Here is a 21486-nt window from a genome sequence, read left to right as displayed (position 1 = left end):
CAATGGATATCCGTAAGGTAAAGAAGTTGATCGAGCTGTTGGAGCAATCCGACGTCTCGGAGATCGAGATCCACGAGGGCGAGGAGTCCGTGCGCATCAGTCGCCATGGCAGCGGGGCCATGCCCTACTACATGCCCCAGGCGATGCCGGCGCCTGGCGCCGCGCCGCCGGTCGCGGCGGGACCGGCCGAGGAGGCCGAGGAAGAAATCGCCGGCGAGATCGTCCGCTCACCCATGGTCGGGACCTTTTACCGGGCGCCCTCGCCCGGCTCCAAGCCTTTCGTCGAGGAGGGGCGAGACGTCAAGGCCGGCGATACCCTGTGCATCATCGAAGCCATGAAGATCCTCAATCAGATCGAATGCGAGCAGGCGGGAACGGTCAAGCGCATCTTGGTCGAGAACGGCCAGCCGGTGGAGTACAACCAGCCGCTGTTCATCATCGAATGACGCGCGAGTCTGGCCCGAAGCGGAGTCCGGGAGCCAACGACCGCGCCGAGCGGCCTCGGCGCGCGACGCGCCGCCCTGACTCCAATCGCCGTCCCCAACCCAAGGCATTCCCATCATGTCCGCAATGATCGAGAAGGTTCTGATCGCGAACCGGGGCGAGATCGCGCTGCGTATCCTGCGCGCTTGCCGCGAGCTCGGCATCAAGACGGTCGCGGTTCACTCCGAGGCCGACCGCGACCTCAAGCACGTCCTGCTGGCGGATGAGTCCGTCTGCATCGGTCCGGCCGCCGCGCTTCAGAGCTATCTGAACGTACCGGCCATCATCAGCGCGGCCGAGGTCACCGACACGGTCGCCATCCATCCCGGCTACGGTTTCCTGTCCGAGAACGCCGACTTCGCCGAGCGGGTCGAGCGTTCGGGCTTCATCTTCATCGGCCCGCGCCCTGAAACCATCCGCATGATGGGCGACAAGGTCTCGGCCATCGCGGCCATGAAGGCCGCCGGCGTGCCCTGCGTGCCGGGCTCCGATGGCCCGATCGACGACAACAAGAAACGTACCCTGGAGATGGCGCGCGACATCGGCTATCCGATCATGATCAAGTCGTCCGGCGGCGGCGGCGGACGCGGGATGCGGGTGGTGCATTCCGAGGCGACCCTGCTGAACGCCATTTCGCTGACCAAGGCGGAGGCCGCGGCGGCCTTCAACAACGACATGGTCTACATGGAAAAGTATCTGGAGAACCCGCGCCATATCGAGTTCCAGATACTGGCCGACCAGATGGGCAACGCCATCCATCTCGGCGAGCGCGACTGCTCCATGCAGCGGCGTCATCAGAAGGTCGTGGAGGAAGCCCCCGCGCCCGGCATCACCGAGGCCCAGCGGCGCGAGATCGGCGAGCGCTGCGCCGCGGCCTGCCGCGCCATCGGCTATCGCGGCGCTGGCACCTTCGAGTTTCTCTATGAAAACGGCCATTTCTATTTCATCGAGATGAACACGCGGGTCCAAGTCGAGCATCCGGTCACCGAGATGGTCACGGGCGTGGATATCGTCAAGGAACAGATCCTGATCGCCGCCGGCGAGCCGCTGCGCTACGCGCAGAAAGACATCGTCATGCGCGGACACGCCATCGAGTGCCGGATCAACGCCGAGGACTCCGAGACCTTCATGCCGAGTCCCGGCAAGATCACCGAATTCCATGCCCCCGGTGGTCCCGGGGTGCGGCTGGAGACTCATATTTATACCGGCTATACGGTCCCGCGTTACTACGATTCCATGATCGGCAAGCTGATCACCCACGGCGAGGATCGCGAGTCGGCTATCGCGCGTATGTGCAACGCCTTGCGCGAGACCGTCATCGACGGCATCAACACCAACATCAAGCTCCAGCGCACCATTCTGCGCGACGGAGCCTTCCTCGCGGGCGGCGCCAATATCCACTATCTGGAGAAGAAGCTCGGGATGTAAGGTTGCGTCCTCGGACTTGACCGGCCATGACTCCGGGCGCGGCGGGCGCTGGAGTCATGGCTTTCGTCGCACTCCCCGTCATCGAGAGCCGGAAAGCGTTCGCCAACCCCGGACTACAGGGTGTCCTGTTCCGGGTCGAACCCAAGCTCGCGCAAGCGTCGCGCGAGATATTCGGCCCTCTGCTGTTCCCGGTCAGCCCTTAGCTGCTCCTGATCGGCTCTTAGCTGCTCCTGATTCGCTCTTCGCTGCTCTTGGTCGGCCCTCCGACGCTCGGTTTCGGCTCGATCCTGTTCACGTCGCGCCTGTTCCTGTTCCCACTCGGCCGCCTCGGCGGGGGTCGGCAGCAAGTGACCGTCGGCATCGAAATAGCGCAGCCGCCCCTGCTCGACCCCCAGGCTCAAACCCAGAACCTGACTCCATGCGCGGCCATGGGCGTCAGGCGAAATGGGCTGATAGCCCTTGTCGACCAACCTGAAACCAGCGAATTCCAGCGTGTCGGGCGAGAACCAGAAATATTCCGGGGTGCGGAAGATGTTCTGGTACAGGGCCTTCTTGTCGGATCGGTCGACCGAGGCCGTGGAATCCGAGAGCAGCTCGATGATGAGATCCGGATACCGGCCGTCCTCCTCCCAGACCACCCAGGAGTTGCGTGGCTGACGATCGGCATCCATGACGAGAAAGAAATCCGGACCACGAAAATCACGCCGGCGCAGTTGCTGATGGCTGTAGTAGACGGTGAGGTTCGCGCCGATGAAAAAGTCCAGGCGATCGCGCCAGTGCCATTCGAGACAACTGACCAGGAGCGCTAATTGCTGATAATGCAGGGTGCTTTCCATTTCCGGTTCATCGCTCAGCAGCTGCCTGGCGTCCGGCATGAGTTCGGCCATTTGGGGCGCGGTGACAGACATGACAGCCAGCTCCAGTATCGTTTCGAGAATCCCAAAGCCTCCAGGGCTTGGAGGGATTATAGAAGCTCGCGACTCCTGTACAATCGCCCGCCCTCAACCCAACTTCCAAACCTCGGGCGACCCCATGTCCTGGCTGCAACTCTCATTCGATGTCCCGCGCGACCAGGCGGAGACCCATTCGCTCCATCTGGAACTGGCCGGGGCGCTCTCGGTCACGCTCGGGGACGCGGGCGATGAGCCCCAGCTCGAGCCCGGTCCAGGGGAGACGCCGCTCTGGTCCGAGGTGACGCTCACGGCGCTGTTCGAGAGCGATCCGGCCAGCGCGGCGCTGATCGAACGGCTCGCCCTGGATCTGACCAACCGGCTCGGCGTTCGACCCCGTATCCATCGGATCGAGGACCGGGTGTGGGAGAGGGTCTGGCTGGATACCTTCAAGCCGACCCGCTTCGGCCAACGTCTCTGGGTTTGCCCGCACGGCCAGCCGCCGGGGGATCCGGACGGGATCGTCGTGGCGCTGGATCCGGGACTGGCCTTCGGCACCGGACATCACGCGACCACCGCCATGTGTCTGGAGTGGCTCGATGGCACCGCGCTCGCGGGCAAGACCCTGCTGGACTTCGGCTGCGGCTCGGGCATCCTGGCCATCGCTGCACTCAAACTCGGGGCCGCGCGCGCCATCGCGGTCGACCATGACCCCCAGGCACTGGAGGCCAGCCATGCCAACGCCTTGGCGAACGGCGTGCTGGATCGACTCGACATCCTGGCGTCGGCCGATTTCACCGACACCCGCGTCGACGGCGTGCTCGCCAATATCCTCGCGGGACCGCTGATCGCACTGGCCCCGCGCCTGAGCGGGATGCTGGTCCCCGGCGGCGATCTGGTGCTGTCAGGTGTGCTGGCCGAACAGGTCGATGCCGTCAGCGCGGCCTATGCCGACCGCATTCAGCTCGATCCGCCGCGCCTCCGCGACGATTGGGCCTTGATCGGGGGCCGGAGAATGCCGGATTCGGCCCCATGAAGCCCGGACCACCAGAGGCGCCCGCCGAGGCTCGAACCGCCACGGACGAAGGTCCGATCCGCCCCTTCCGGATCGGTCCTTACCGGCTCAACAACAATCTGATCCTCGCCCCCATGGCCGGGATCACGGACCGCCCCTTCCGCGCCATCTGCCGGCGGCTCGGCGCCGGACTGGCGGTGGCCGAGATGGTCTCGGCCAACACGGCGCTTTGGGGGAACCGCAAATCGCTGCGTCGTCTAGACTATCGGGACGAGACCGGACCGATCTCGGCCCAGATCCTGGGATCGGATCCGCTCCTGATGGCCGAGGCCGCGCGCCTCAACGTCGAACTGGGCGCGCATATCATCGACATCAACATGGGCTGCCCGGCCAAGAAGGTGTGCAAGGTCACCGCGGGTTCCGCCCTGCTGCGCGACGAGGCGCTGGTGGCGCGGATCCTGGAGTCCGTGGTGGCGGCCGTATCGGTGCCGGTGACGCTCAAGATCCGCACCGGCTGGTCGCCCGAGAGCCGCAACGGGGTGCGGATCGCGCGGATCGCGCGCGAATCCGGCATCGCCGCGCTGACCGTGCATGGACGGACACGCGCCTGCGCCTACGGCACAGCCGCCGAGTACGAAACGATCCGAGCCATCCGCGAAGAGGTCGAGATGCCATTGATCGCCAACGGTGACATCGCCAGCGCCGAGGACGCCAGACGTGTCCTGAACTACACGGGCGCCGATGCTATCATGATCGGACGCGCGGCCCGGGGACGCCCCTGGATCTTCCGCGACATCGCCGCCGCACTGGCCTCGGGACAGACGTACGACGGGACCACGCCGACACTGAACCATGATCACGAGAGAACGCCCCCGAGAGACCGGCTCCAGGACATCCTGAGCGAACATCTCGAGGCACTCCATTCTTTCTACGGAACTCGGGCCGGGGTGCGCATCGCGCGCAAGCACATCGCGTGGTACTGTCGGCACCTGCCAGGCGCGGCGGCATTCAGACAAACGATCAACCGAACCGAGCACCCGGCGGAACAACTCTCGCTGGTGCTCGCGTTCCTCGACCAAGGCCCCGACCGGGAGGCTCAAGCCGCATGAAAAGCGAGGCCGCACGACAGGCATTCGAGCTAGAATCAACGGGGTTGAACGTGGTGGAGGCCGATCGCGCCGATCCCTTGAGCAAATGCGTGCGCGATGCCCTCGTCTTCTATCTCGCGAACATGGCCGACCACGAGGTGAAAGGACTCCACGGATTGGTCATGGAAGAGGTGGAGCGCCCGCTGTTCGAGACCGTTCTGCAACACACGAACGGCAATCTCAGCCACGCGGCCAAGATGCTCGGCATGACCCGCAATACCCTACGTAAACGGCTCGGTGTCTACGGCATCGAACGGGACGGCTAGGGAGCCGTTCCCCGCGCTCGAAGGCGACACTTCCGTTTTCCCCCGCACCATCGACCTGGACCGACCAGATGCAACCCATAGAACGCGCCCTGATCAGCGTCTCCGACAAGACCGGCCTGATCGACTTCGCCCAGGCGCTCGCCGCCCAGGGCATCGAGATCCTCTCCACCGGAGGTACCGCCCGACTGCTGGCCGACAACGGCATCGCGGTGACCGAGGTCTCGGACCATACCGGCTTCCCGGAGATGATGGACGGTCGCGTCAAGACCCTGCATCCGCGCATCCACGGCGGCATCCTCGGCCGACGCGGGCTGGATGATCAGGTCATGCGCGACCACGCGATCGCGCCGATCGATCTGGTGGTGGTCAATCTCTATCCCTTCGAGGAAACGGTCGCGCGCCCGGACTGCGATCTCGGGACCGCGATCGAGAACATCGACATCGGCGGCCCGACCCTGCTGCGCGCGGCGGCGAAGAATCACGCGAGCGTCACCGTCGTGGTGGACGCGGCCGACTATGCGCGGGTCACCGATGAGATCGGGGCGAGCGGCGGCGTGAGCGACGCGACCCGCTTCGACCTGGCGGCCAAGGCCTTCGAGCACACCGCGCGCTACGACGGCGCCATCGCCAACTATCTGGGCGCCCGCGCCGAGGGCGACGCGGCCTCGCGCTTCCCGCGCACCCTGAGTTTGCAATTCAAGCGCAAACAGTTGATGCGCTATGGCGAGAACCCGCATCAGAAGGCCGCCTTCTATGTCGAGCACAGGGTCGAGGAGGCAGGGATCTCGACCGCGACCCAGATCCAGGGCAAGGAGTTGTCCTACAACAACATCGCCGACACGGACGCCGCGCTGGAGTGCGTCAAGCAGTTCGACGAGGCCCCGGTCTGCGTCATCGTCAAGCATGCCAATCCCTGTGGCGTCGCCTTTGGGTCCAATCTGCTTGAGGCCTATGATCGCGCCTACGCCACGGATCCGGAATCCGCCTTCGGGGGCATCATCGCCTTCAATCGCGAGCTGGATGGCGAGACCGCCCAAGCCATCGTCGAGCGTCAGTTCGTCGAGGTCATCATCGCGCCGAGCCTCTCCCAGGCCGCGCGCGACGCCGTCGCGGCCAAGCAGAACATCCGTCTGCTGGAGTGCGGCGACTGGGCCAGCGAGTCGCTGGTCCGGCTCGACTTCAAGCGCGTCAACGGCGGTCTGCTGGTCCAGGAGGCGGATCTGCGTCTGACCGAGCAAGTCCGATCCGTGACCAGCCGCGAACCGACGCCCCAGGAGTTGGAGGATCTGCTCTTCACCTGGCGGGTGGCCAAGTTCGTCAAATCCAACGCCATCGTCTACGGGCGCGAGCGCATGACCATCGGGGTCGGCGCCGGCCAGATGAGCCGGGTCAACTCCGCGCGCATCGCCCGCATCAAAGCCGAGCAGGCCGGGCTGACGGTCGCCGGATCGGTGATGGCCTCGGACGCCTTCTTCCCCTTCCGCGACGGCATCGACCAGGCCGCCGAGGCCGGCATCACCGCCGTCATCCAGCCCGGCGGCTCGATGCGCGACGAGGAGGTCATCGCCGCGGCCAACGCGCACGGCATGGCGATGCTGTTCACCGGGATGCGTCACTTCAGGCACTGAGCCATGCGTATCCATCCGACCGCCATCGTCGAGAATGGCGCCCAGTTGCACGACTCTGTGAGCGTCGGCCCCTACTCGATCATCGAGTCCGGGGCCATCATCGGCGAGGGCTGCCGGATCGAAAGCGGCGCGCGCATCTTCGGCCAAACCCGCCTGGGGGCACACAATCGCGTCTGCCATGGCGTGACCCTGGGCTCCGAGCCACAGGATCTGAGCTTCACCCCGGAGCGGGCGAAACCGCTCGTCATCGGCGACCACAATCACTTCAAGGAAGGCGTCAACATCAGTTGCGGTCTCAAATCCGAGACAGGCACGCGCATCGGCAGTCACAATTATTGGATGGCCTACGCCCACGCGGGTCATGACTGTCTCATCGGCGACCACAACATCCTGGCCAATTCGGCGACTCTCGCGGGTCATGTGGAGGTCGAGGATCATTGCTTCCTGTCCGGACAGGTGGCCGTTCATCAATTCTGCCGCATCGGTGCCTACGTCATGGTCGGAGGCGTCAGCGGCGTCCCCCAGGACGTGCCGCCCTATGCCCTCGCCGATGGCCATCGTGCCCGTCTGCTCGGGCTGAATGTGGTCGGACTTCGACGCAACGGCTTCACCCCCGAGCAGCGCGGACGGATCAAGCATGTCTACCGCCTGGTGTTGCGATCCGGCCTGCGTCTGGCCGAGGCCCTGGTACGCGCCGAGCAGGAATACCCCGGTCCCGAAACCACCCGCATCGTTCAGTTCATCCAGTCGAGCCGGCGCGGCATCCTTTCTCACGCCTAGCTTTTGACCAGAGGCTCCCGGCTTGGCCAATGAGCGGAATCGGAGCGCGCGCCCAAGGGATGCGCCCACCCTCCCGCTCCCCGTGCGTGGCCCTCTGGGGTTGGAAGCCCGTTCGTCATCGACCACGGAGAATCCCATCAATCCCGAAAACCCAGCGAACCCGGTCCATTGACGCATGGAGCGGGAGACTTATTCGTGGAGACAGACATGAAAATCTTGATCATCGGCGGTGGCGGACGTGAGCACGCACTCGCCTGGAAGGCCGTTCAATCACCCCTGGCGAAGCAGGTATTCGTCGCGCCGGGCAATGGCGGGACCGCCGGCGAGCCTGGGGTGGAGAACGTTGCGATCGCGGCCGACGATATCGCTGGACTGGTCGCCTTCGCGACCCGCGAGACCATCGGCCTGACCATCGTGGGGCCCGAGGTGCCGCTCGTGGCCGGCCTGGTCGACGCCTTCGCGGCCGCCGGTCTGCCCTGCTTCGGGCCGCGCCAGGCGGCGGCCCAACTGGAGGGCTCCAAGTCCTTCGCCAAGGACTTCCTCGACCGTCACGGCATCCCGACCGCCGCCTATGGCGTCTTCACCGAATTGGAGCCGGCCCTGGACTACCTGCGTCGGGTCGGCGCCCCGGTGGTGGTCAAGGCCGACGGACTCGCCGCCGGCAAGGGCGTGATCCTGGCCGAGGATCTGGACACGGCCGAGCGGGCGGTGCGCGACATGCTGAGCGTCGGGCGCTTCGGCGAGGCGGGCGCGCGGGTCGTCATCGAGGAATTCCTGACCGGCGAGGAGACGAGCTTCATCGCCATGGTGGATGGCCGGCATATCCTCCCGCTGGCCTCCTCGCAGGATCACAAGGCGCGCGACGACGGCGATCGCGGCCCCAACACGGGCGGCATGGGTGCCTACTCCCCAGCCCCGATCGTGACAGCCGAGATTCACGAGCGCATCATGCGCGAGGTGATGGAGCCCACGGTCGCCGGGCTCGCCGCCGAGGGATTGCCCTATGTGGGCTTTCTCTACGCGGGGCTCATGATCGCCGCCGACGGCACACCCAGGGTGCTCGAATTCAACTGCCGGCTCGGCGACCCGGAGACCCAGCCGCTCCTGATGCGGTTGCGCTCGGATCTGGTCGCGCTCTGTCTGGCCGCCATCGATGGCCGGCTCGACGCCGTGTCGGCCGACTGGGATCCGCGCACCGCGCTGGGCGTGGTCATGGCCGCCGGTGGCTATCCCGATGACTATGCGACCGGCCATGCGATCAGCGGACTGGAGAACGTGCCAGCCGACGAGGCCAAGGTCTTCCACGCCGGAACCACCCGCGCGGGCGAGCGCATCCTGACCAGCGGTGGGCGCGTCCTCTGCGTGACCGCGCTGGGCGAGCGCGTTTCGGATGCCCAGCGCCTCGCCTACCAGGCGGTGGACCGCCTCCGGTGGGACGGTTGTTTCCACCGACGCGACATCGGTCACCGTGCCATCGCGCGCGAGCTGGCATGATGGGGTAATCCTGGGTCCGGGAGCACAACGAGATGGCGGACGACTTTTCGACCAAAAGCTACCTGGTGATCGATGACTTCGCCGACATGCGCGCGGCGATCAAGGGCATCCTGATTTCACTCGGCGTCACGCGCATCGACCAGGCCAGGAACGGCAAGGAGGCCATCACCCAGATGCAGAACAAACGCTATGACGTGGTGCTCTGCGACTACAACCTAGGCCCCGGCAAGGATGGCCAGCAGGTGCTCGAGGAGGCGCGTTACAGTTCGCTCATCGGCGTCGACAGCATCTTCATCATGATCACGGCGGAAAATACCCGCGAGATGGTGATGGGCGCGGTCGAGTACGCGCCCGACAGCTATCTGGCCAAGCCTTTCACCAAGGATCTGCTGCGGACCCGTCTCGGCAAGCTCTTCGAGCGCAAGGCCCATCTGACCCAGGTGAACCAGGCGCTGATGGCCAAGAACTATTCGGCGGCCCTCCAGGCGCTGGATATCCTGATCGCCACCAAACCGAAGAATCTTGCCGAGCTGCTCAAGCTGAAGGCCGAGATCTGTCTCACCGCCAATCGCCTGGACGAGGCCACGGTGATCCTGGAACAGGTGCTCGGGGTCCGTGAGGTGCCCTGGGCACGACTCGGAATCGGCCGCATCCTCCTGCTGAAGAAGCAATTCGACAAGGCCCAGGACATCTTTGCTCAGCTGATCGAACAGGATCCGAACCTGATCACGGCCTATGACTGGCTGGCCAAGGCCCAAACCGCCCAAAATCGGTTCGAGGAGGCCGAGGAGACGCTGCGTACGGCCGTCGCCCTCTCGCCACGCGGAATCAAGCGGCAACAGACACTGGGTGACATGGCGTCGAGCAATGGCCACCACGAGATCGCCGAGACGGCCTACGATCGCGCGGTCAACCTGGCGAAACACTCGGTGCTCAACCACCCGTCACTCTTTGCTGGACTGGCCAAAAGCAAATCGGCGAACAACAAGCACGCCGAGGCCCTGAAGGTCGTCGGTGAGATCGCCAGGGCCTTTCCGGAACAGCGCGAGGCCGCCTTCTATGCCGCCAGCACCAGCGCCCTCGTCAAGAGCCATCAGGGCGACAAGGCGGGCGCCCTGGCGGCTTTGAGCGAGGCCGAGCAAAGCCTGGCCCAACTCAGCGAGTTCTCGCTATCCTCCAGCCACGCCATGGAGATGGCCAGAACCTACGCCCGTCTGGGCGAGCAGGAGAAGGCGGCCAAGCTGCTTCACCAGGCCATCGCCAACAACCACGACGAAGAGGAGATCCTGACGGAGATCGTGCAGCTATGCCGCGAGGCAAGCCTGGAATACGACGCCGAAACGGCGATTCGCGAAATCCAGCGCGGCCTGGTCAAGACCAACAACGAGGGCGTGCGCCTGATCAAGCAAGGTGAGTTCGACGCCGCCATCCGGCTCCTGAGCGAGGCCGCCGAGGAGATGCCGGGCAACCGCACCATCAATCTCAACGCGGCCAAGGCCATCATCATGAAGATGGACAAACAGGGCGCGACCAGCGGGGAAATCCAGACCGTGCGCCGCTATGTGGATCGTGTCCAGAGCCTCGCGCCCAATGACTGGCGCCTGGCCGACGTGATCGCACGTTTACGCCAACTCGCCACCAAGGGGAGAACCGATGGATAACATGGATTTTTCCGACATCCTCGCGTCCTCGATCCACGACATCAAGAATTCGCTCGGTTTGATCCTGAGCAGCCTCGACGACCTGATCGTCAATCCGGACAATCATCTCGCCGATCCGCGCCAGGCCAGCCTGCTGCAGCATGAGGTGCAGCGCGCCAACAGCAATCTCATCCAGCTCCTGACGCTCTACAAGCTCGGCCACGAGCAATTGACGGTGCGCGTGACCGACAACAACCTCGATGATTTTCTCGAGGAGGTCGTCGCCAACAGCCAGTCCGTATGCAAGGCGCTCGACCTGGAACTGAGCCACCACTGCGACCCGAGCCTGGACGGCTATTTCGACGCCGAACTGATCCGAGGCGTGCTCGACAGCACCATCGGCAACGCCAGACGCTACGCCAGGCGGCGCATCGAACTCAATGCCTCGCGCGAGGATGGCTTTCTGGTCATCCGGGTCGAGGACGACGGTTCCGGCTTCCCGGCGGCCCTGACCGGCCTGCTCGATCCGCCACCCGGTGAGCCACGCGACGAGCTCAATTCCGGCCGCACCCAACTGGGACTCTATTTCGCGACCCGCATCGCCCAGTTACATCGCAACGGAGACAAGACCGGGCGCATCCGCTTGAGGAACGGCCATCATCTCGAAGGAGGCTGTTTCGAGCTATGGCTGCCCTGACCCAGGTCCGATCCCAGGCGCCCAGGGGCGTGGCGTCCGCGATGATCGTCCGCGATTTGTCGGGACTCAAGTATTCCCGTCGCCGGCCGTCATCCACGCCATGACACCACGACAACTCAAGCTCCGGCTCGCCCAGTCCCTCGGACTCCTGTTCATCCTGGCCTGGCTGATACCCCTCCAGGTCGCGCGGGCCGCGACCCCGGATGTGCGTCTCCTGATCGATGTCTCGGGCAGCATGCGCCAGACCGACCCGGCGAACCTCCGGGTACCCGCGTTACGACTGGTCAACGAACTGCTGCCGGCGGGCGCCTCGGCGGGCGTCTGGCTTTTCGCCGAGAAGGTCGAGGTGCTCACGCCGCCGGGTCCGGTCGACAAGGCCTGGAAGAACAGAACCCGCTCAAGGCTGGACCGCATCCACTCCCGCGGACTCTTCACCGACATCGAGCAGGCGATCCAGGCCGCGACCGAGGGTTGGGGCGAGGCCAAACCCGATACCGAGCGCCATCTCGTCCTCTTCACCGATGGGCTCGTGGACGTCTCCAAGGAGGCCGGGAAAAGCGCGGCCTCGCGCGAGCGCATCCTCTCCGAGCAGCTCGAGCGGCTCAAGTCCTCGAACATCAAGGTGCATGCGATCGCCCTGTCGGATCAGGTCGACATGGATCTGATGCGCCTGCTGGCCACCCAGACCGGCGGCTGGCTGGAGACCGCGAAGGATGCCGACGCCTTGCAGCGTGTCTTTCTGCGCATGCTGGAGCAGACCGCCGCCCCAACGACCGTTCCACTCAAAGGCAATCGCTTCGAGATCGACGACCAGGTCAGCGAGTTCACCCTGCTCGCGTTCCGGGCGGAGGGCGCGAAAACCCGACTGACGGACCCCGACGGACAGGTGATCGCGGCCGACCAGGTTCCGCCGGGGGCGCTCTGGCGCTCCGAGGCCGGCTATGACCTGGTCACCCTGAGCCACCCAAAGCCGGGGGCTTGGCGACTCGAGGGCGTGCAGGATCCGGACAACCGGGTGGTGGTGGTCACCGATCTGGGCATCGACGCCAGTTCCCTGCCAAACGCGCTCGCTCTGGGCGAAAACCCAAGGATCGAGACCTGGCTCACCGACCACAAGCAACCGGTGACTCGGGACGATCTGCTGCGACTGATCACAGTGAAGACGATCATCACCAGCCTGTCGGAGAGCGCGACGCTGCCCAGGGAGGAAGGACAGCCGCCGCCTCCGGACGAGGTCGCCGCCAGCCTCAAGCCACCGCGCGAGCAACCGATGGAGCGCGACCCCAAGAGCGGGCGCTTTGGGATGAATCTGGACACCCAGGCCCTGGGCTCGGGCCTCTATCAACTGGAAATCCTCATGGATGGCGGTACCTTCAAGCGCCAGATCATCAAGCGCTTCAAGGTCACGGGGGCGCCGCTCGCCATCCGCTACGAGGCCTTTCCCCTGACGGACGCGGATCCGCACCCCGCCATCCTGCTGACCCTGAGCGCCGAACCCGATCTGATCGACCCGGCGAGCCTGTTCGGCTATCTGCTGGTCGAGGGTCCCGAAGACTTCAGCGAGGTGGTCGATATCCCGAAGGGCAACCGCCTCCCACTCGGCGTCAAGATCCCCGTCCGGATTCCCGGCGAGTATCGGATCAAGGGTCGGTTCATGGCCCGAACCCTGACCAATGAGCCCATCGAGGTCCAGCCGGAGCCAGGAGTCGTAAGCTTCGATTTCGCTCGGCCGGAAACAGCCGACGGACAGGACCAGACGGACACCTCGGACAAGGCCGCGGTCTCCTGGCTCGGGCTCGGCGGCTATCTGATGGGAGGTAACGCCTTTCTGGGGCTGATGTTGGGTCTGACCTGGTGGTTCATGCGACGACCCACGGAAACCGAGGAGGCCGCACCGAAAAAGCCGGCCAGGAAAACGGCCGCCAAGGACAAGTCGGCCAAGAGGAAACGCGCATGAGCACACTCGAGCTTGGCGGTCTCATCCTGGCCGTTGAATTCGCCCTCCTCGCCTGGGGCATCCTCTTCGTGATGCTGCGGCGCCAACGCAGCCTGGTCCACACCGATCAGGCCCACGCAGGCGCCGTTCTGGAACATCTGGAAAACACCGAGGTCTCGCGACGCGATGCCCTGGCGAATCTGTTCGAGACCACCTACCGGCTGGAAGGCGATGACCTGGCGGCCAAGGTCGACGAGTACGTGGCGCGCGAAAAGGCCTTCTACAGCGCCATGCTCAGCCTTTACCTGAACCGCGACGGGACCAAGCTGCAGGAAATCCCCGACGAGTTGGCCAAGGTGCTCACGCCCTGGACCCATATGACACCAACCGGCATGATCCACGCCAGCGAGGTGAAAAGTCTCGAGAACGAGAAGGTCCAACTCGCCGCCGAGTTGGACAATACCAAGAACACGCTTGAGCAATTGATGGACGAGTACATGGCGGCCTTCAAGAAGAGCGAGCCAAGTCAGCCCGAGCCACAAGTGCCGGTCAGCGAGCCCGAGCCCATCCAAGCGGTCGATCCTCTGGCTTTCGACATGGACGAGGCCGATTTCGACATCCAGCCGTTCGAAACCAAGGCGCCGGAAGCCGATAGCCTGGAGGCCGCCGCCAAGCCCGAACCCGAGCCAGAGCCAGAGCCAATGGAGGAGCCGCTCGATCCAGGCAGCATCGATGACTTGCTGGAGTCTTTGATGCCCTCGCCAGGCGATCCATCTCCAGCCGAACCGAGCAAGGGTAAGGACGCGCCCAGCCAGAAGGACATTGATGACGCCCTCGCCCGCGAGGAGTTGGAAGGACTCGCCGACCTGTTCGGGGATCCATCGGACAAGGGCTAGCGAATCCCGCGCCGGACCGCCCGGACCCTCGCTACCCGGCCGATAGTTCGGGCAGCACCCGTCGACGCAGAAAGGTCGCGAATTCGACGAGTTCCGGGTAGCGATCGGCCACTTCCAGGACATAGCCCAGGGTTCTTGGGATGTCGTCGAGATACTGGGCCTTGCCGTCGCGGATGTTCAACCGGGCAAAGATTCCGCAAGCCTTGAGGTGACGTTGCAGGCCCATGAGGTCGAACCAGCGCAGAAAACGCTCTGGATCCTCCTCCCGCAGGATGCCCGACTGAAGGGCCAACTGGAGGTAACCCAGTGCCCAGTCACGGACCCGCTCCAGGGGCCAGGCGATATAACAATCGCGTAGGAGCGAAACCAGATCGTAGGTCAGAGGTCCGACGACCGCGTCCTGAAAGTCGAGCACGCCGGGGTTGCCGGCCTCGGTTAGCATCAGGTTACGCGAGTGATAATCGCGATGGACGCAGACCCGCGGCTGCTCCAGCGCGCTGTCGATCAGACATTCGTGGACACGTTCGAGCATCCCGCTCTCGCCGGCGTCGAGCCGCAGACCCAGGTGTCCCTCCAGCAGCCATTCGCTGAACAGCCCCAATTCCCGCCGCAGGAACGGGGCATCATAGACAGGCAGACCATCGAGCGGCCCACGGGCCTGAATGGTCGCGAGGGCGCCGAGGGCATCGCCATAGAGCCGATCGGCATTCGCGTCCTCAAGCTCCCCGAGATAGACCCGGTCTCCCAGATCCGAGATCAGCAGGAAACCCTGGGCGCGGTCCTCGGCGTGGATCTCCGGGGTGTTGATGCCGATGGCCCGAAACCGGCGCGCGAGATCGACATAACGGCCACAGTCCTCGACCTCCGGGGGCGCGTCCATCGCGATCCAGGTCGACCCATCCTGGATGACCCGCCAATAACGACGGAAACTCGCGTCCGAGGAGGCCGGTTCCAGCGCGAAACGCTCGGAGCCGAGCACAGCGATCAACCAGGCCTGTAATGATTCGTTTCGATCCGACACACCCATTCACCCCATGTCACCCAGCCACATTGGCCATCGAACGACCCGTGAAAAGCCCCGAGCGCGACGGACCCGAGGACAGCCGGCCGGCCCCATCGGCGATTGATGGCCCGGCCTGGATGTGACATGGTTGCAGGTTAAACCCAACCCGTCCAATGATTCGCTAACCAGCCCGCCCGACGGATGCCGACCATGGCCGACTTCAAACAGAGCGCAGGCGCGGCCGCGCTGCTCGTGACCCTGGTCGCGTCGGCCACGGGCCTTGCCGAGGAGCCAGGATCCGCCGCGCGCGAGGCCGCCCAGCCGACCCGCGAGGAAGCACGGAGCAAGTCCCCGGAGGCGTCGCGACCGGAGCGGAGCGGAACCTTCGCGCCGACCACCTCCGAGACTGACCGCGCGACCCTGGAGCCGCTCGATCCCATCCAACCGCGCCACCCAGACCCGGTCTTCAAGACGCTGGAACGCCAGGGCTCTCTCGCCGCCCCGCTCGCCTGGCCGGAGGAAACCCGCCCGGGCGAGCTTCAGCAAACCCCACTGGAATCACTCGAGCACCGCTCCGAGGATCCGCGTCTGCACCAGGATCTGACTTGGGATTATTGCGGCCCGCGGCCCGGCGTCACCGACCTCGATCCGATGAGCGCATTGCGCGACGACAGCCAGACGCCGGTCGATATCACGGCCGATCTCGTCGACTATGATCGTAACCAGGATCTGATCCAATTGCGGGGCGACATCGAGATCCTTCAGAACGACCGCCGCATCGAGGCGGAGCGTTCGAGCTACGACCGCGGGACTGGCGAGGTGAAGGCGAGCGGTCAAGTCTATCTGGACTATCCAGGGCTGCGACTGACCGGCGATGCCGCCGAATACAACCTGGAGACCAAGCAAGGACGCATCGACAAGGCGGGTTATCGCCTGTCCGGCAACGCCAACCTGCGCGGCGCGGCCGATCGGGCCTGGATGCTCGATGAGCAACGCAGCCGTTATCGCGACGTTCTTTATACGACCTGTCCGCCAGGCGGTTCCGATTGGTCCATCAAGGCCAGCGATCTCGAACTGGATCAGAACAGCGGCATCGGCGTGGCGCGCGACGCGCGTCTGCGCATCCTGGATATTCCGGTGCTCTACAGCCCCTATCTGCGATTCCCGATCGATGGACGCCGCCGCAGCGGACTGCTGATCCCCACCTTCGGCTCCTCCGAGGAAACCGGCACCGACATCAGTCTCCCCTACTACTGGAATATCGCCCCCAACATGGACGCGACCCTGACCCCGCGCCTCATGAGCGCGCGGGGCTTGATGCTGGGCGCCCAGTTTCGGCATCTCGCGAGCTTTCAGCGTTTCGAGATCGATGGCGAGATCCTCCCAAGCGATCAGAAGGACGAGGACGAAGGGCTGCGCGGGGCGTTGCGGATGAAGCAATACGGAAACCTGGGCGCGCGCTGGTCCTCATCGATCGACTATGCCTCGGTCTCGGACGACCGCTACCTCGGGGATTTCGGCAACCGGCTCGATGTCACCAGCGTGCGCAATCTGAGCCAGCGTGCCGACGTCAATTACGCTGGCGATGGGTGGCGGATGCTCGGCCGGTTCCAGCAGTTCCAAACGGTGGACACGAGCATCGCGCCCGCCAACCGGCCCTATGGACAATTGCCTCACATCGAGTTGGCGATCGCGCCGGCCACCTGGAACCAGCTCGTCGAATACAGCTTCGAGAGCCAGTACGATTATTTCGATCACAATGCCGCCGTCCACGGCAGTCGGCTGGTCGCGATCCCCTCGCTGCGCCTGCCGGTTCGCAGGGGCTTCGGCCATCTCATCCCGCGCGCGCGACTGTTTTACACCCAATACGACCTCGTCGATCAGACCGAGGGCGCGTCCACGCAGCCGACCCATGTGATCCCGAGTCTCGATCTGGATGGCAAGCTCATCCTTGAGCGCGACACCAACTGGCTTGGAACCTCCGCGCTTCAGACGCTGGAGCCGCGACTCTATTACGTGCTGACCTCCTATCAGGATCAGTCGGACAATCCGCGATTCGATACCACCGCGCTCGACTTCAGCTTCGCGAGTCTGTTCCGGTCCAACCGCTTCACGGGCTACGACCGCGTGGGCGACGAGAACCGTCTCACCCTTGGGCTGACCTCGCGCACCATCGACAACCGGGCCGGTGAGGAACTGTTTCGCGCCAGCCTCGGTCAGGTGTATTACTTCGACAAACGGCGGGTTCAGCTCACCGACGATTACGTGGAGGATGACAGCGGCTCATCCGTCGCCGGTGAACTCGCCGCGAGATTGCACACGGATTGGACCGCGCAGGCGAGCCTCCAGTGGAATCCGAACGAGACCGAGCAACCCTGGGAGAAACAGGTACTCCAGCTCAGATACGCGCCGGACAGCGAGCGCCTGATCAATCTCGCCTACCGCTATAACCTGGGCAACCAGGAATCCGAGGAGTACGAGGATACGGATCTCTCCTTTCAAATGCCCCTGGGCTCGCGGGTCCGGGTGGTTGGCCGCTGGCTCTATTCGATGCTCAATGACGAGACCGTCGAGGCCTTCGCGGGGGTCGAGTTCGGCCGATGCTGCTGGCGGCTGCGCGTCCTGGGTCAGCATCTGAAACGCAGCGCGAACGATCCCGCCAGTACCAGCGTGATGTTACAACTGGAGTTGGCCGGTCTGGGTTCCTTTGGCAACCAGATCGACAGGCTCCTGGAACGAGGAATCTATGGATACCAGTCCGAATAGCCACCCGCGCTCGCGGATCGCGAGTCACTGGCCCCGTTGGGCCGCCATTCTGCTCCTGGCGACCGGCGCGGGGGGCGCCTTGGGCGCCAACCAGGCACTGGATGCCATCATCGCCGTGGTGAACGACGATGTCGTGGTCCAGAGCGAACTCGAGAAGGAAATCGATCTGGTCATTCCGCAGATGAACCAGCGGGGCACACCCGTTCCGCCCCGTTCCCAGCTTGAGAAGCAGGTGCTCGACCGGCTCATCCTCAAACGCCTCCAGCAGCAGCGCGCGAAGGATCTCGGGATCACCGTGGACGACGCCGCCCTCACCGAGGCGCTGACCAACATCGCCGGCCGTAACGGGCTCTCGCTCGATGAGCTGAAGGCGACCCTGGAGGCCGGCGGAATCCGTTTCGAGGATTTCCGCGAGGATACGCGCTCCCAGATTCTGACCAGTCGTCTCCAGAGCCAGGAGGTCGTCAAGAAGATCCAGGTGACCGACCCCGAGATCGACCGCTTTCTGGCGAAGGAATCCAGTCGGCTGATCGAGCGCGAGCAGGTGCGTCTACAGCACATCTTGATCGCCCTGCCGGAGAACGCGACCCCGGACCAGATCAAGGCCGCCGAGGACAAGGCCAAGCGGCTGGTCGTCAAGCTGAGGGGCGGTGCCGATTTCGCCGAAACGGCGGTGCGCGAGTCCGACGGGCGCAATGCGCTCGAAGGGGGCGATCTCGGCTGGTTCGAGATGGGCGCCGTGCCCAGCCTGGCCGCCGATCTGGCCTACAGCCTGGCCGAGGGCGAGATCAGCGATCCGATCGGCAATTCGAGCGGTTTCCACATCATCCGGATGAGCGAAATCAAGGCGGCGACCCCGAAGGAGGTCACCCAGACCCGAGCCAGGCACATCCTGGTCCGCACCAACGAGATCGTCTCCGACGATGACGCCAGGCGGCGGCTCTCCCAGTTGCGCGAGCGCATCGTCGGCGGCGACGACTTCGCGACCCTGGCCAGGGCGAATTCCGACGATACCGGCTCGGCGCTCAAGGGTGGCGAGCTTGGCTGGGTCGGCCCAGGCGACACCGTGGGCGATTTCGAGGAAGCGATGAACGCGCTCCCGGTCAATGGGGTAAGCGAACCCTTCAAGAGCCCCTTCGGCTGGCACATTGTGAAGGTCGAGGAACGCCGCAGCCAGAACAGCAGCGAGGATGTGCTGCGGATCAAGGCGCGCGAGGCACTGCAACGACGCAAGGGCGAGGAAGCGACCGAGGAATGGCTGAGACAGCTCAGGGACGAGGCCTATGTCGAGGTTCGCCTCGATCAGGAATCATGAGCCAACCGACATCGGCCTCCGGGAGAGGCGCGCGGACACCGCGTCTGGCGGTCACGCCAGGCGAGCCGGCCGGCATCGGCCCCGACCTGATCGTTCGGCTCGCCTGTCAGGAGGTCGATGTTCACCTGGTCGCGGTCGCCGATCCGGATCTGCTCGCCGAGCGGGCCGAGCGGCTCGGCCTGGGGCTCGCGATCCATGCCTTCGACCCGGAACAGCCCCCCACCCCATCCCCGCCGGGACAGCTCGCCGTGCTACCCCTGGCGCTCGCGCAGCCCGCGACGCCCGGACGGCTCGACCCTCGCAATGCCGCCTACGTCCTGAACACGCTGGCCGTGGCATGCGACGGCTGCCTGAACCGCACCTTCGAGGCCCTGGTCACGGGGCCGGTTCACAAGGGCGTCATCAATGAGGCCGGCATCCTCTTCACCGGACATACCGAATTTCTGGCCGAACGCTGTGGCGCCGATCCCGTGATGATGCTGGCCACGCCCGGTCTGCGGGTCGCGCTGGCCACCACCCATCTGCCACTCGCGAAGGTCGGCGCGGCCATCACGCGCGAGTTGCTCACGCGGGTCATCGGCATCCTGCATCGGGATCTCGTCGAACGCTTCGGGATCGAACGGCCCCGGATCCTGGTCTGTGGATTGAATCCACACGCCGGCGAGGGTGGGCACCTGGGACGGGAGGAGATCGAGATCATGGAGCCCGTGCTGCGGGATCTGCGGGCCTTGGGCTGGAACCTGATCGGCCCGCTGCCGGCGGATACCGCCTTCGTGCCCGAGCGCCTGGCGGGCGCGGACGCGGTGCTCGCCATGTATCACGATCAGGGTCTGCCCGTGCTCAAGCACCTGGGATTCGGACAAGCGGTGAACATCACGCTCGGCCTGCCCATCATCCGAACCTCGGTGGATCATGGCACGGCGCTGGATCTGGCCGGGACCGATCGAGCGGATCTAGGCAGCCTGCGAGTGGCCATACGAGTCGCGGCCGACATGGCGCGCTCGGCCGGCAGCGGACCGCGCGAAACCAGGACATAGACCCGACGCAAACGGGGGCCTCCGAATGCGCCGGCGGTCGGCGCCCGATCCCTGACTCGAATCGAAGGATCCTCACGACCGCACGCCCGACTCCGCGATCCGGTCGCGGACCTCCAGCGCCACTTCCAGCGCCTTCAGCCCGATGCGACCGTCGACGAGCGGGGGCGTGCCCTCGCGTATCGCACGCGCGAACTCCGCGAGCTCGAGATCCAGCGGCTTGATGGGATCCACCTGGATCCGCTCGCGCGTGATCCCCGGTCGCGCCGCCCCATCGACCAGGCGCGGCTCGGCGAGATCGATGGTCTGCTTGACGAAATCCAGCGAGAGATACATCCCCGGCTGAAAGACGCGAATACGACGGGTCGTCTGGTCCGAGACGCGACTGGCGACCACGTTGGCGACGGCGCCATTGGCGAACTCCAGCCGGGCATTGGCGATATCCACATGTTCGGTCAGGATCGAGGCGCCGACGGCGGAGATGTGACGGATCTCGGCGTCCACCAGCGAGAGAATGATGTCGATGTCGTGGATCATGAGGTCCGACACCACATCGACATCCGTCGCCCGCTCGACGAAGCCGCCCATGCGCTGCGCCTCCAGATAGAGCGGGGAACGGATGCGCCTGGCCAGCGCCATGACGCCCGCGTTGAAGCGCTCGACATGACCGATCTGGAGAATGGCCCCATGTGCCTGGGCCAGTCGCACGATCTCGGCGCCTTCCGCCCGAGTCGCCGCGATGGGCTTCTCGAGGAGGACATGAATTCCCCGCGACAGAAACGGCTCGGCCGCCGTCAGGTGCGCGGTCGTGGGTACCACGACGCTGACGGCGTCCACCCAGCCGAGCACGGCGTCGATATCCGGAAGAACCGCGCATCCCGCCTCGGCCGCGACGGCGTGCGCGCGCTCCGGATCGGCATCCAGGACACCGACGAGTTCGACCTCCGGCATCCGCGAGTAGATAAGCGCATGGAATCGCCCCAGATAACCGACACCGATCACGGCCACCCGGAGTCCGCCGCCAGCGATATCAACAGACATCGTGAGAATCCAGGCGGCGGGCGATC

Annotated in this window: 18 protein-coding genes; 15 read left to right on the top strand and 3 right to left on the bottom strand. The window is 65.1% G+C overall.

The window, feature by feature from the left end:
- Positions 1 to 2: 2 nt before the first annotated feature.
- Both accB and accC read left to right on the top strand, forming a co-directional pair.
- A complete protein-coding gene (gene accB / locus CKO27_RS10565) occupies positions 3 to 446 on the top strand; it encodes an acetyl-CoA carboxylase biotin carboxyl carrier protein (RefSeq protein ID WP_200374855.1) in 444 nt (147 codons plus the stop codon).
- 124 nt (positions 447 to 570) lie between these two features.
- A complete protein-coding gene (gene accC / locus CKO27_RS10560) occupies positions 571 to 1911 on the top strand; it encodes an acetyl-CoA carboxylase biotin carboxylase subunit (protein ID WP_200374864.1) in 1341 nt (446 codons plus the stop codon).
- A gap of 113 nt (positions 1912 to 2024) precedes the next feature.
- Here the strand turns inward: accC and CKO27_RS10555 are convergent, their stop codons facing one another.
- Positions 2025 to 2819 (bottom strand): Uma2 family endonuclease, encoded by a 795-nt coding sequence (locus CKO27_RS10555; RefSeq protein ID WP_200374854.1) that lies wholly within the window; start codon positions 2817 to 2819, stop codon positions 2025 to 2027.
- Between the two features lie 124 nt (positions 2820 to 2943).
- Between CKO27_RS10555 and prmA the strand changes: the two genes are divergently transcribed.
- The 10 genes from prmA (at position 2944) to CKO27_RS10505 (ending at position 14301) form a co-directional block, all read left to right on the top strand.
- Complete coding sequence (gene prmA, locus CKO27_RS10550) at positions 2944 to 3837, top strand: 50S ribosomal protein L11 methyltransferase (protein WP_200374853.1); 894 nt, start codon at positions 2944 to 2946, stop codon at positions 3835 to 3837.
- Entirely contained in the window at positions 3834 to 4925 is a 1092-nt protein-coding gene (dusB, locus tag CKO27_RS10545) for a tRNA dihydrouridine synthase DusB (protein ID WP_200374852.1), read from the top strand. Before prmA ends, dusB begins: the two co-directional genes overlap by 4 nt.
- Entirely contained in the window at positions 4922 to 5230 is a 309-nt protein-coding gene (locus tag CKO27_RS10540; RefSeq protein ID WP_200374851.1) for a helix-turn-helix domain-containing protein, read from the top strand. Before dusB ends, CKO27_RS10540 begins: the two co-directional genes overlap by 4 nt.
- A gap of 68 nt (positions 5231 to 5298) precedes the next feature.
- Positions 5299 to 6858: a bifunctional phosphoribosylaminoimidazolecarboxamide formyltransferase/IMP cyclohydrolase gene (gene purH / locus CKO27_RS10535; protein ID WP_200374850.1), complete on the top strand. Its 1560-nt coding sequence runs from the start codon at positions 5299 to 5301 to the stop codon at positions 6856 to 6858.
- 3 nt (positions 6859 to 6861) lie between these two features.
- Entirely contained in the window at positions 6862 to 7638 is a 777-nt protein-coding gene (gene lpxA, locus CKO27_RS10530; protein ID WP_200374849.1) for an acyl-ACP--UDP-N-acetylglucosamine O-acyltransferase, read from the top strand.
- Between the two features lie 207 nt (positions 7639 to 7845).
- Positions 7846 to 9132: a phosphoribosylamine--glycine ligase gene (gene purD / locus CKO27_RS10525; protein WP_200374848.1), complete on the top strand. Its 1287-nt coding sequence runs from the start codon at positions 7846 to 7848 to the stop codon at positions 9130 to 9132.
- Positions 9133 to 9164: 32 nt separating this feature from the next.
- Positions 9165 to 10793: a tetratricopeptide repeat-containing response regulator gene (locus CKO27_RS10520; protein WP_200374847.1), complete on the top strand. Its 1629-nt coding sequence runs from the start codon at positions 9165 to 9167 to the stop codon at positions 10791 to 10793.
- Complete coding sequence (locus CKO27_RS10515) at positions 10786 to 11469, top strand: sensor histidine kinase (protein WP_242470846.1); 684 nt, start codon at positions 10786 to 10788, stop codon at positions 11467 to 11469. Before CKO27_RS10520 ends, CKO27_RS10515 begins: the two co-directional genes overlap by 8 nt.
- A gap of 100 nt (positions 11470 to 11569) precedes the next feature.
- A complete protein-coding gene (locus CKO27_RS10510; protein ID WP_200374846.1) occupies positions 11570 to 13426 on the top strand; it encodes a vWA domain-containing protein in 1857 nt (618 codons plus the stop codon).
- Positions 13423 to 14301, top strand: coding sequence for a hypothetical protein (locus tag CKO27_RS10505; RefSeq protein ID WP_200374845.1), 879 nt, complete (start codon positions 13423 to 13425; stop codon positions 14299 to 14301). Before CKO27_RS10510 ends, CKO27_RS10505 begins: the two co-directional genes overlap by 4 nt.
- Positions 14302 to 14332: 31 nt before the next feature.
- Here CKO27_RS10505 and CKO27_RS10500 read toward each other — a convergent pair whose 3' ends face one another.
- Positions 14333 to 15328 (bottom strand): aminoglycoside phosphotransferase family protein, encoded by a 996-nt coding sequence (locus CKO27_RS10500; protein WP_200374844.1) that lies wholly within the window; start codon positions 15326 to 15328, stop codon positions 14333 to 14335.
- Between the two features lie 186 nt (positions 15329 to 15514).
- Here CKO27_RS10500 and CKO27_RS10495 point away from each other — a divergent pair, with 186 nt between their 5' ends.
- From CKO27_RS10495 to pdxA, 3 genes are read left to right on the top strand one after another with little or no spacing between them, the layout of a single operon-like run.
- Entirely contained in the window at positions 15515 to 18070 is a 2556-nt protein-coding gene (locus tag CKO27_RS10495) for an LPS-assembly protein LptD (RefSeq protein ID WP_242470845.1), read from the top strand.
- A complete protein-coding gene (locus CKO27_RS10490; RefSeq protein WP_200374842.1) occupies positions 18051 to 19385 on the top strand; it encodes a peptidylprolyl isomerase in 1335 nt (444 codons plus the stop codon). Before CKO27_RS10495 ends, CKO27_RS10490 begins: the two co-directional genes overlap by 20 nt.
- Positions 19382 to 20422: a 4-hydroxythreonine-4-phosphate dehydrogenase PdxA gene (gene pdxA, locus CKO27_RS10485; protein ID WP_200374841.1), complete on the top strand. Its 1041-nt coding sequence runs from the start codon at positions 19382 to 19384 to the stop codon at positions 20420 to 20422. Before CKO27_RS10490 ends, pdxA begins: the two co-directional genes overlap by 4 nt.
- A 72-nt stretch (positions 20423 to 20494) precedes the next feature.
- On the opposite strand, the gene CKO27_RS10480 is transcribed toward pdxA, so the two are convergent.
- Positions 20495 to 21460 carry a Gfo/Idh/MocA family protein gene (locus tag CKO27_RS10480; RefSeq protein WP_200374840.1) on the bottom strand — a complete coding sequence of 322 codons (966 nt, stop codon included), beginning with the start codon at positions 21458 to 21460 and terminating at the stop codon, positions 20495 to 20497.
- Between the last annotated feature and the right edge of the window lie 26 nt (positions 21461 to 21486).

The sequence above is a fragment of the Thiocystis violacea genome, assembly GCF_016583575.1.
Classification (GTDB): domain Bacteria; phylum Pseudomonadota; class Gammaproteobacteria; order Chromatiales; family Chromatiaceae; genus Thiocystis; species Thiocystis violacea.
This window is presented reverse-complemented; position numbering and strand designations above follow the sequence as displayed.

Excerpts from the sequence above, each read along its gene's own strand:
- accB (WP_200374855.1), top strand. The coding sequence starts at position 3 with ATGGATATCCGTAAGGTAAAGAAGTTGATCGAGCTGTTGGAGCAATCC.
- accC (WP_200374864.1), top strand. The coding sequence starts at position 571 with ATGATCGAGAAGGTTCTGATCGCGAACCGGGGCGAGATCGCGCTGCGT.
- CKO27_RS10555 (WP_200374854.1), bottom strand. The coding sequence starts at position 2,819 with ATGTCTGTCACCGCGCCCCAAATGGCCGAACTCATGCCGGACGCCAGG.
- prmA (WP_200374853.1), top strand. The coding sequence starts at position 2,944 with ATGTCCTGGCTGCAACTCTCATTCGATGTCCCGCGCGACCAGGCGGAG.
- dusB (WP_200374852.1), top strand. The coding sequence starts at position 3,834 with ATGAAGCCCGGACCACCAGAGGCGCCCGCCGAGGCTCGAACCGCCACG.
- CKO27_RS10540 (WP_200374851.1), top strand. The coding sequence starts at position 4,922 with ATGAAAAGCGAGGCCGCACGACAGGCATTCGAGCTAGAATCAACGGGG.
- purH (WP_200374850.1), top strand. The coding sequence starts at position 5,299 with ATGCAACCCATAGAACGCGCCCTGATCAGCGTCTCCGACAAGACCGGC.
- lpxA (WP_200374849.1), top strand. The coding sequence starts at position 6,862 with ATGCGTATCCATCCGACCGCCATCGTCGAGAATGGCGCCCAGTTGCAC.
- purD (WP_200374848.1), top strand. The coding sequence starts at position 7,846 with ATGAAAATCTTGATCATCGGCGGTGGCGGACGTGAGCACGCACTCGCC.
- CKO27_RS10520 (WP_200374847.1), top strand. The coding sequence starts at position 9,165 with ATGGCGGACGACTTTTCGACCAAAAGCTACCTGGTGATCGATGACTTC.
- CKO27_RS10515 (WP_242470846.1), top strand. The coding sequence starts at position 10,786 with ATGGATAACATGGATTTTTCCGACATCCTCGCGTCCTCGATCCACGAC.
- CKO27_RS10510 (WP_200374846.1), top strand. The coding sequence starts at position 11,570 with ATGACACCACGACAACTCAAGCTCCGGCTCGCCCAGTCCCTCGGACTC.
- CKO27_RS10505 (WP_200374845.1), top strand. The coding sequence starts at position 13,423 with ATGAGCACACTCGAGCTTGGCGGTCTCATCCTGGCCGTTGAATTCGCC.
- CKO27_RS10500 (WP_200374844.1), bottom strand. The coding sequence starts at position 15,328 with ATGGGTGTGTCGGATCGAAACGAATCATTACAGGCCTGGTTGATCGCT.
- CKO27_RS10495 (WP_242470845.1), top strand. The coding sequence starts at position 15,515 with ATGGCCGACTTCAAACAGAGCGCAGGCGCGGCCGCGCTGCTCGTGACC.
- CKO27_RS10490 (WP_200374842.1), top strand. The coding sequence starts at position 18,051 with ATGGATACCAGTCCGAATAGCCACCCGCGCTCGCGGATCGCGAGTCAC.
- pdxA (WP_200374841.1), top strand. The coding sequence starts at position 19,382 with ATGAGCCAACCGACATCGGCCTCCGGGAGAGGCGCGCGGACACCGCGT.
- CKO27_RS10480 (WP_200374840.1), bottom strand. The coding sequence starts at position 21,460 with ATGTCTGTTGATATCGCTGGCGGCGGACTCCGGGTGGCCGTGATCGGT.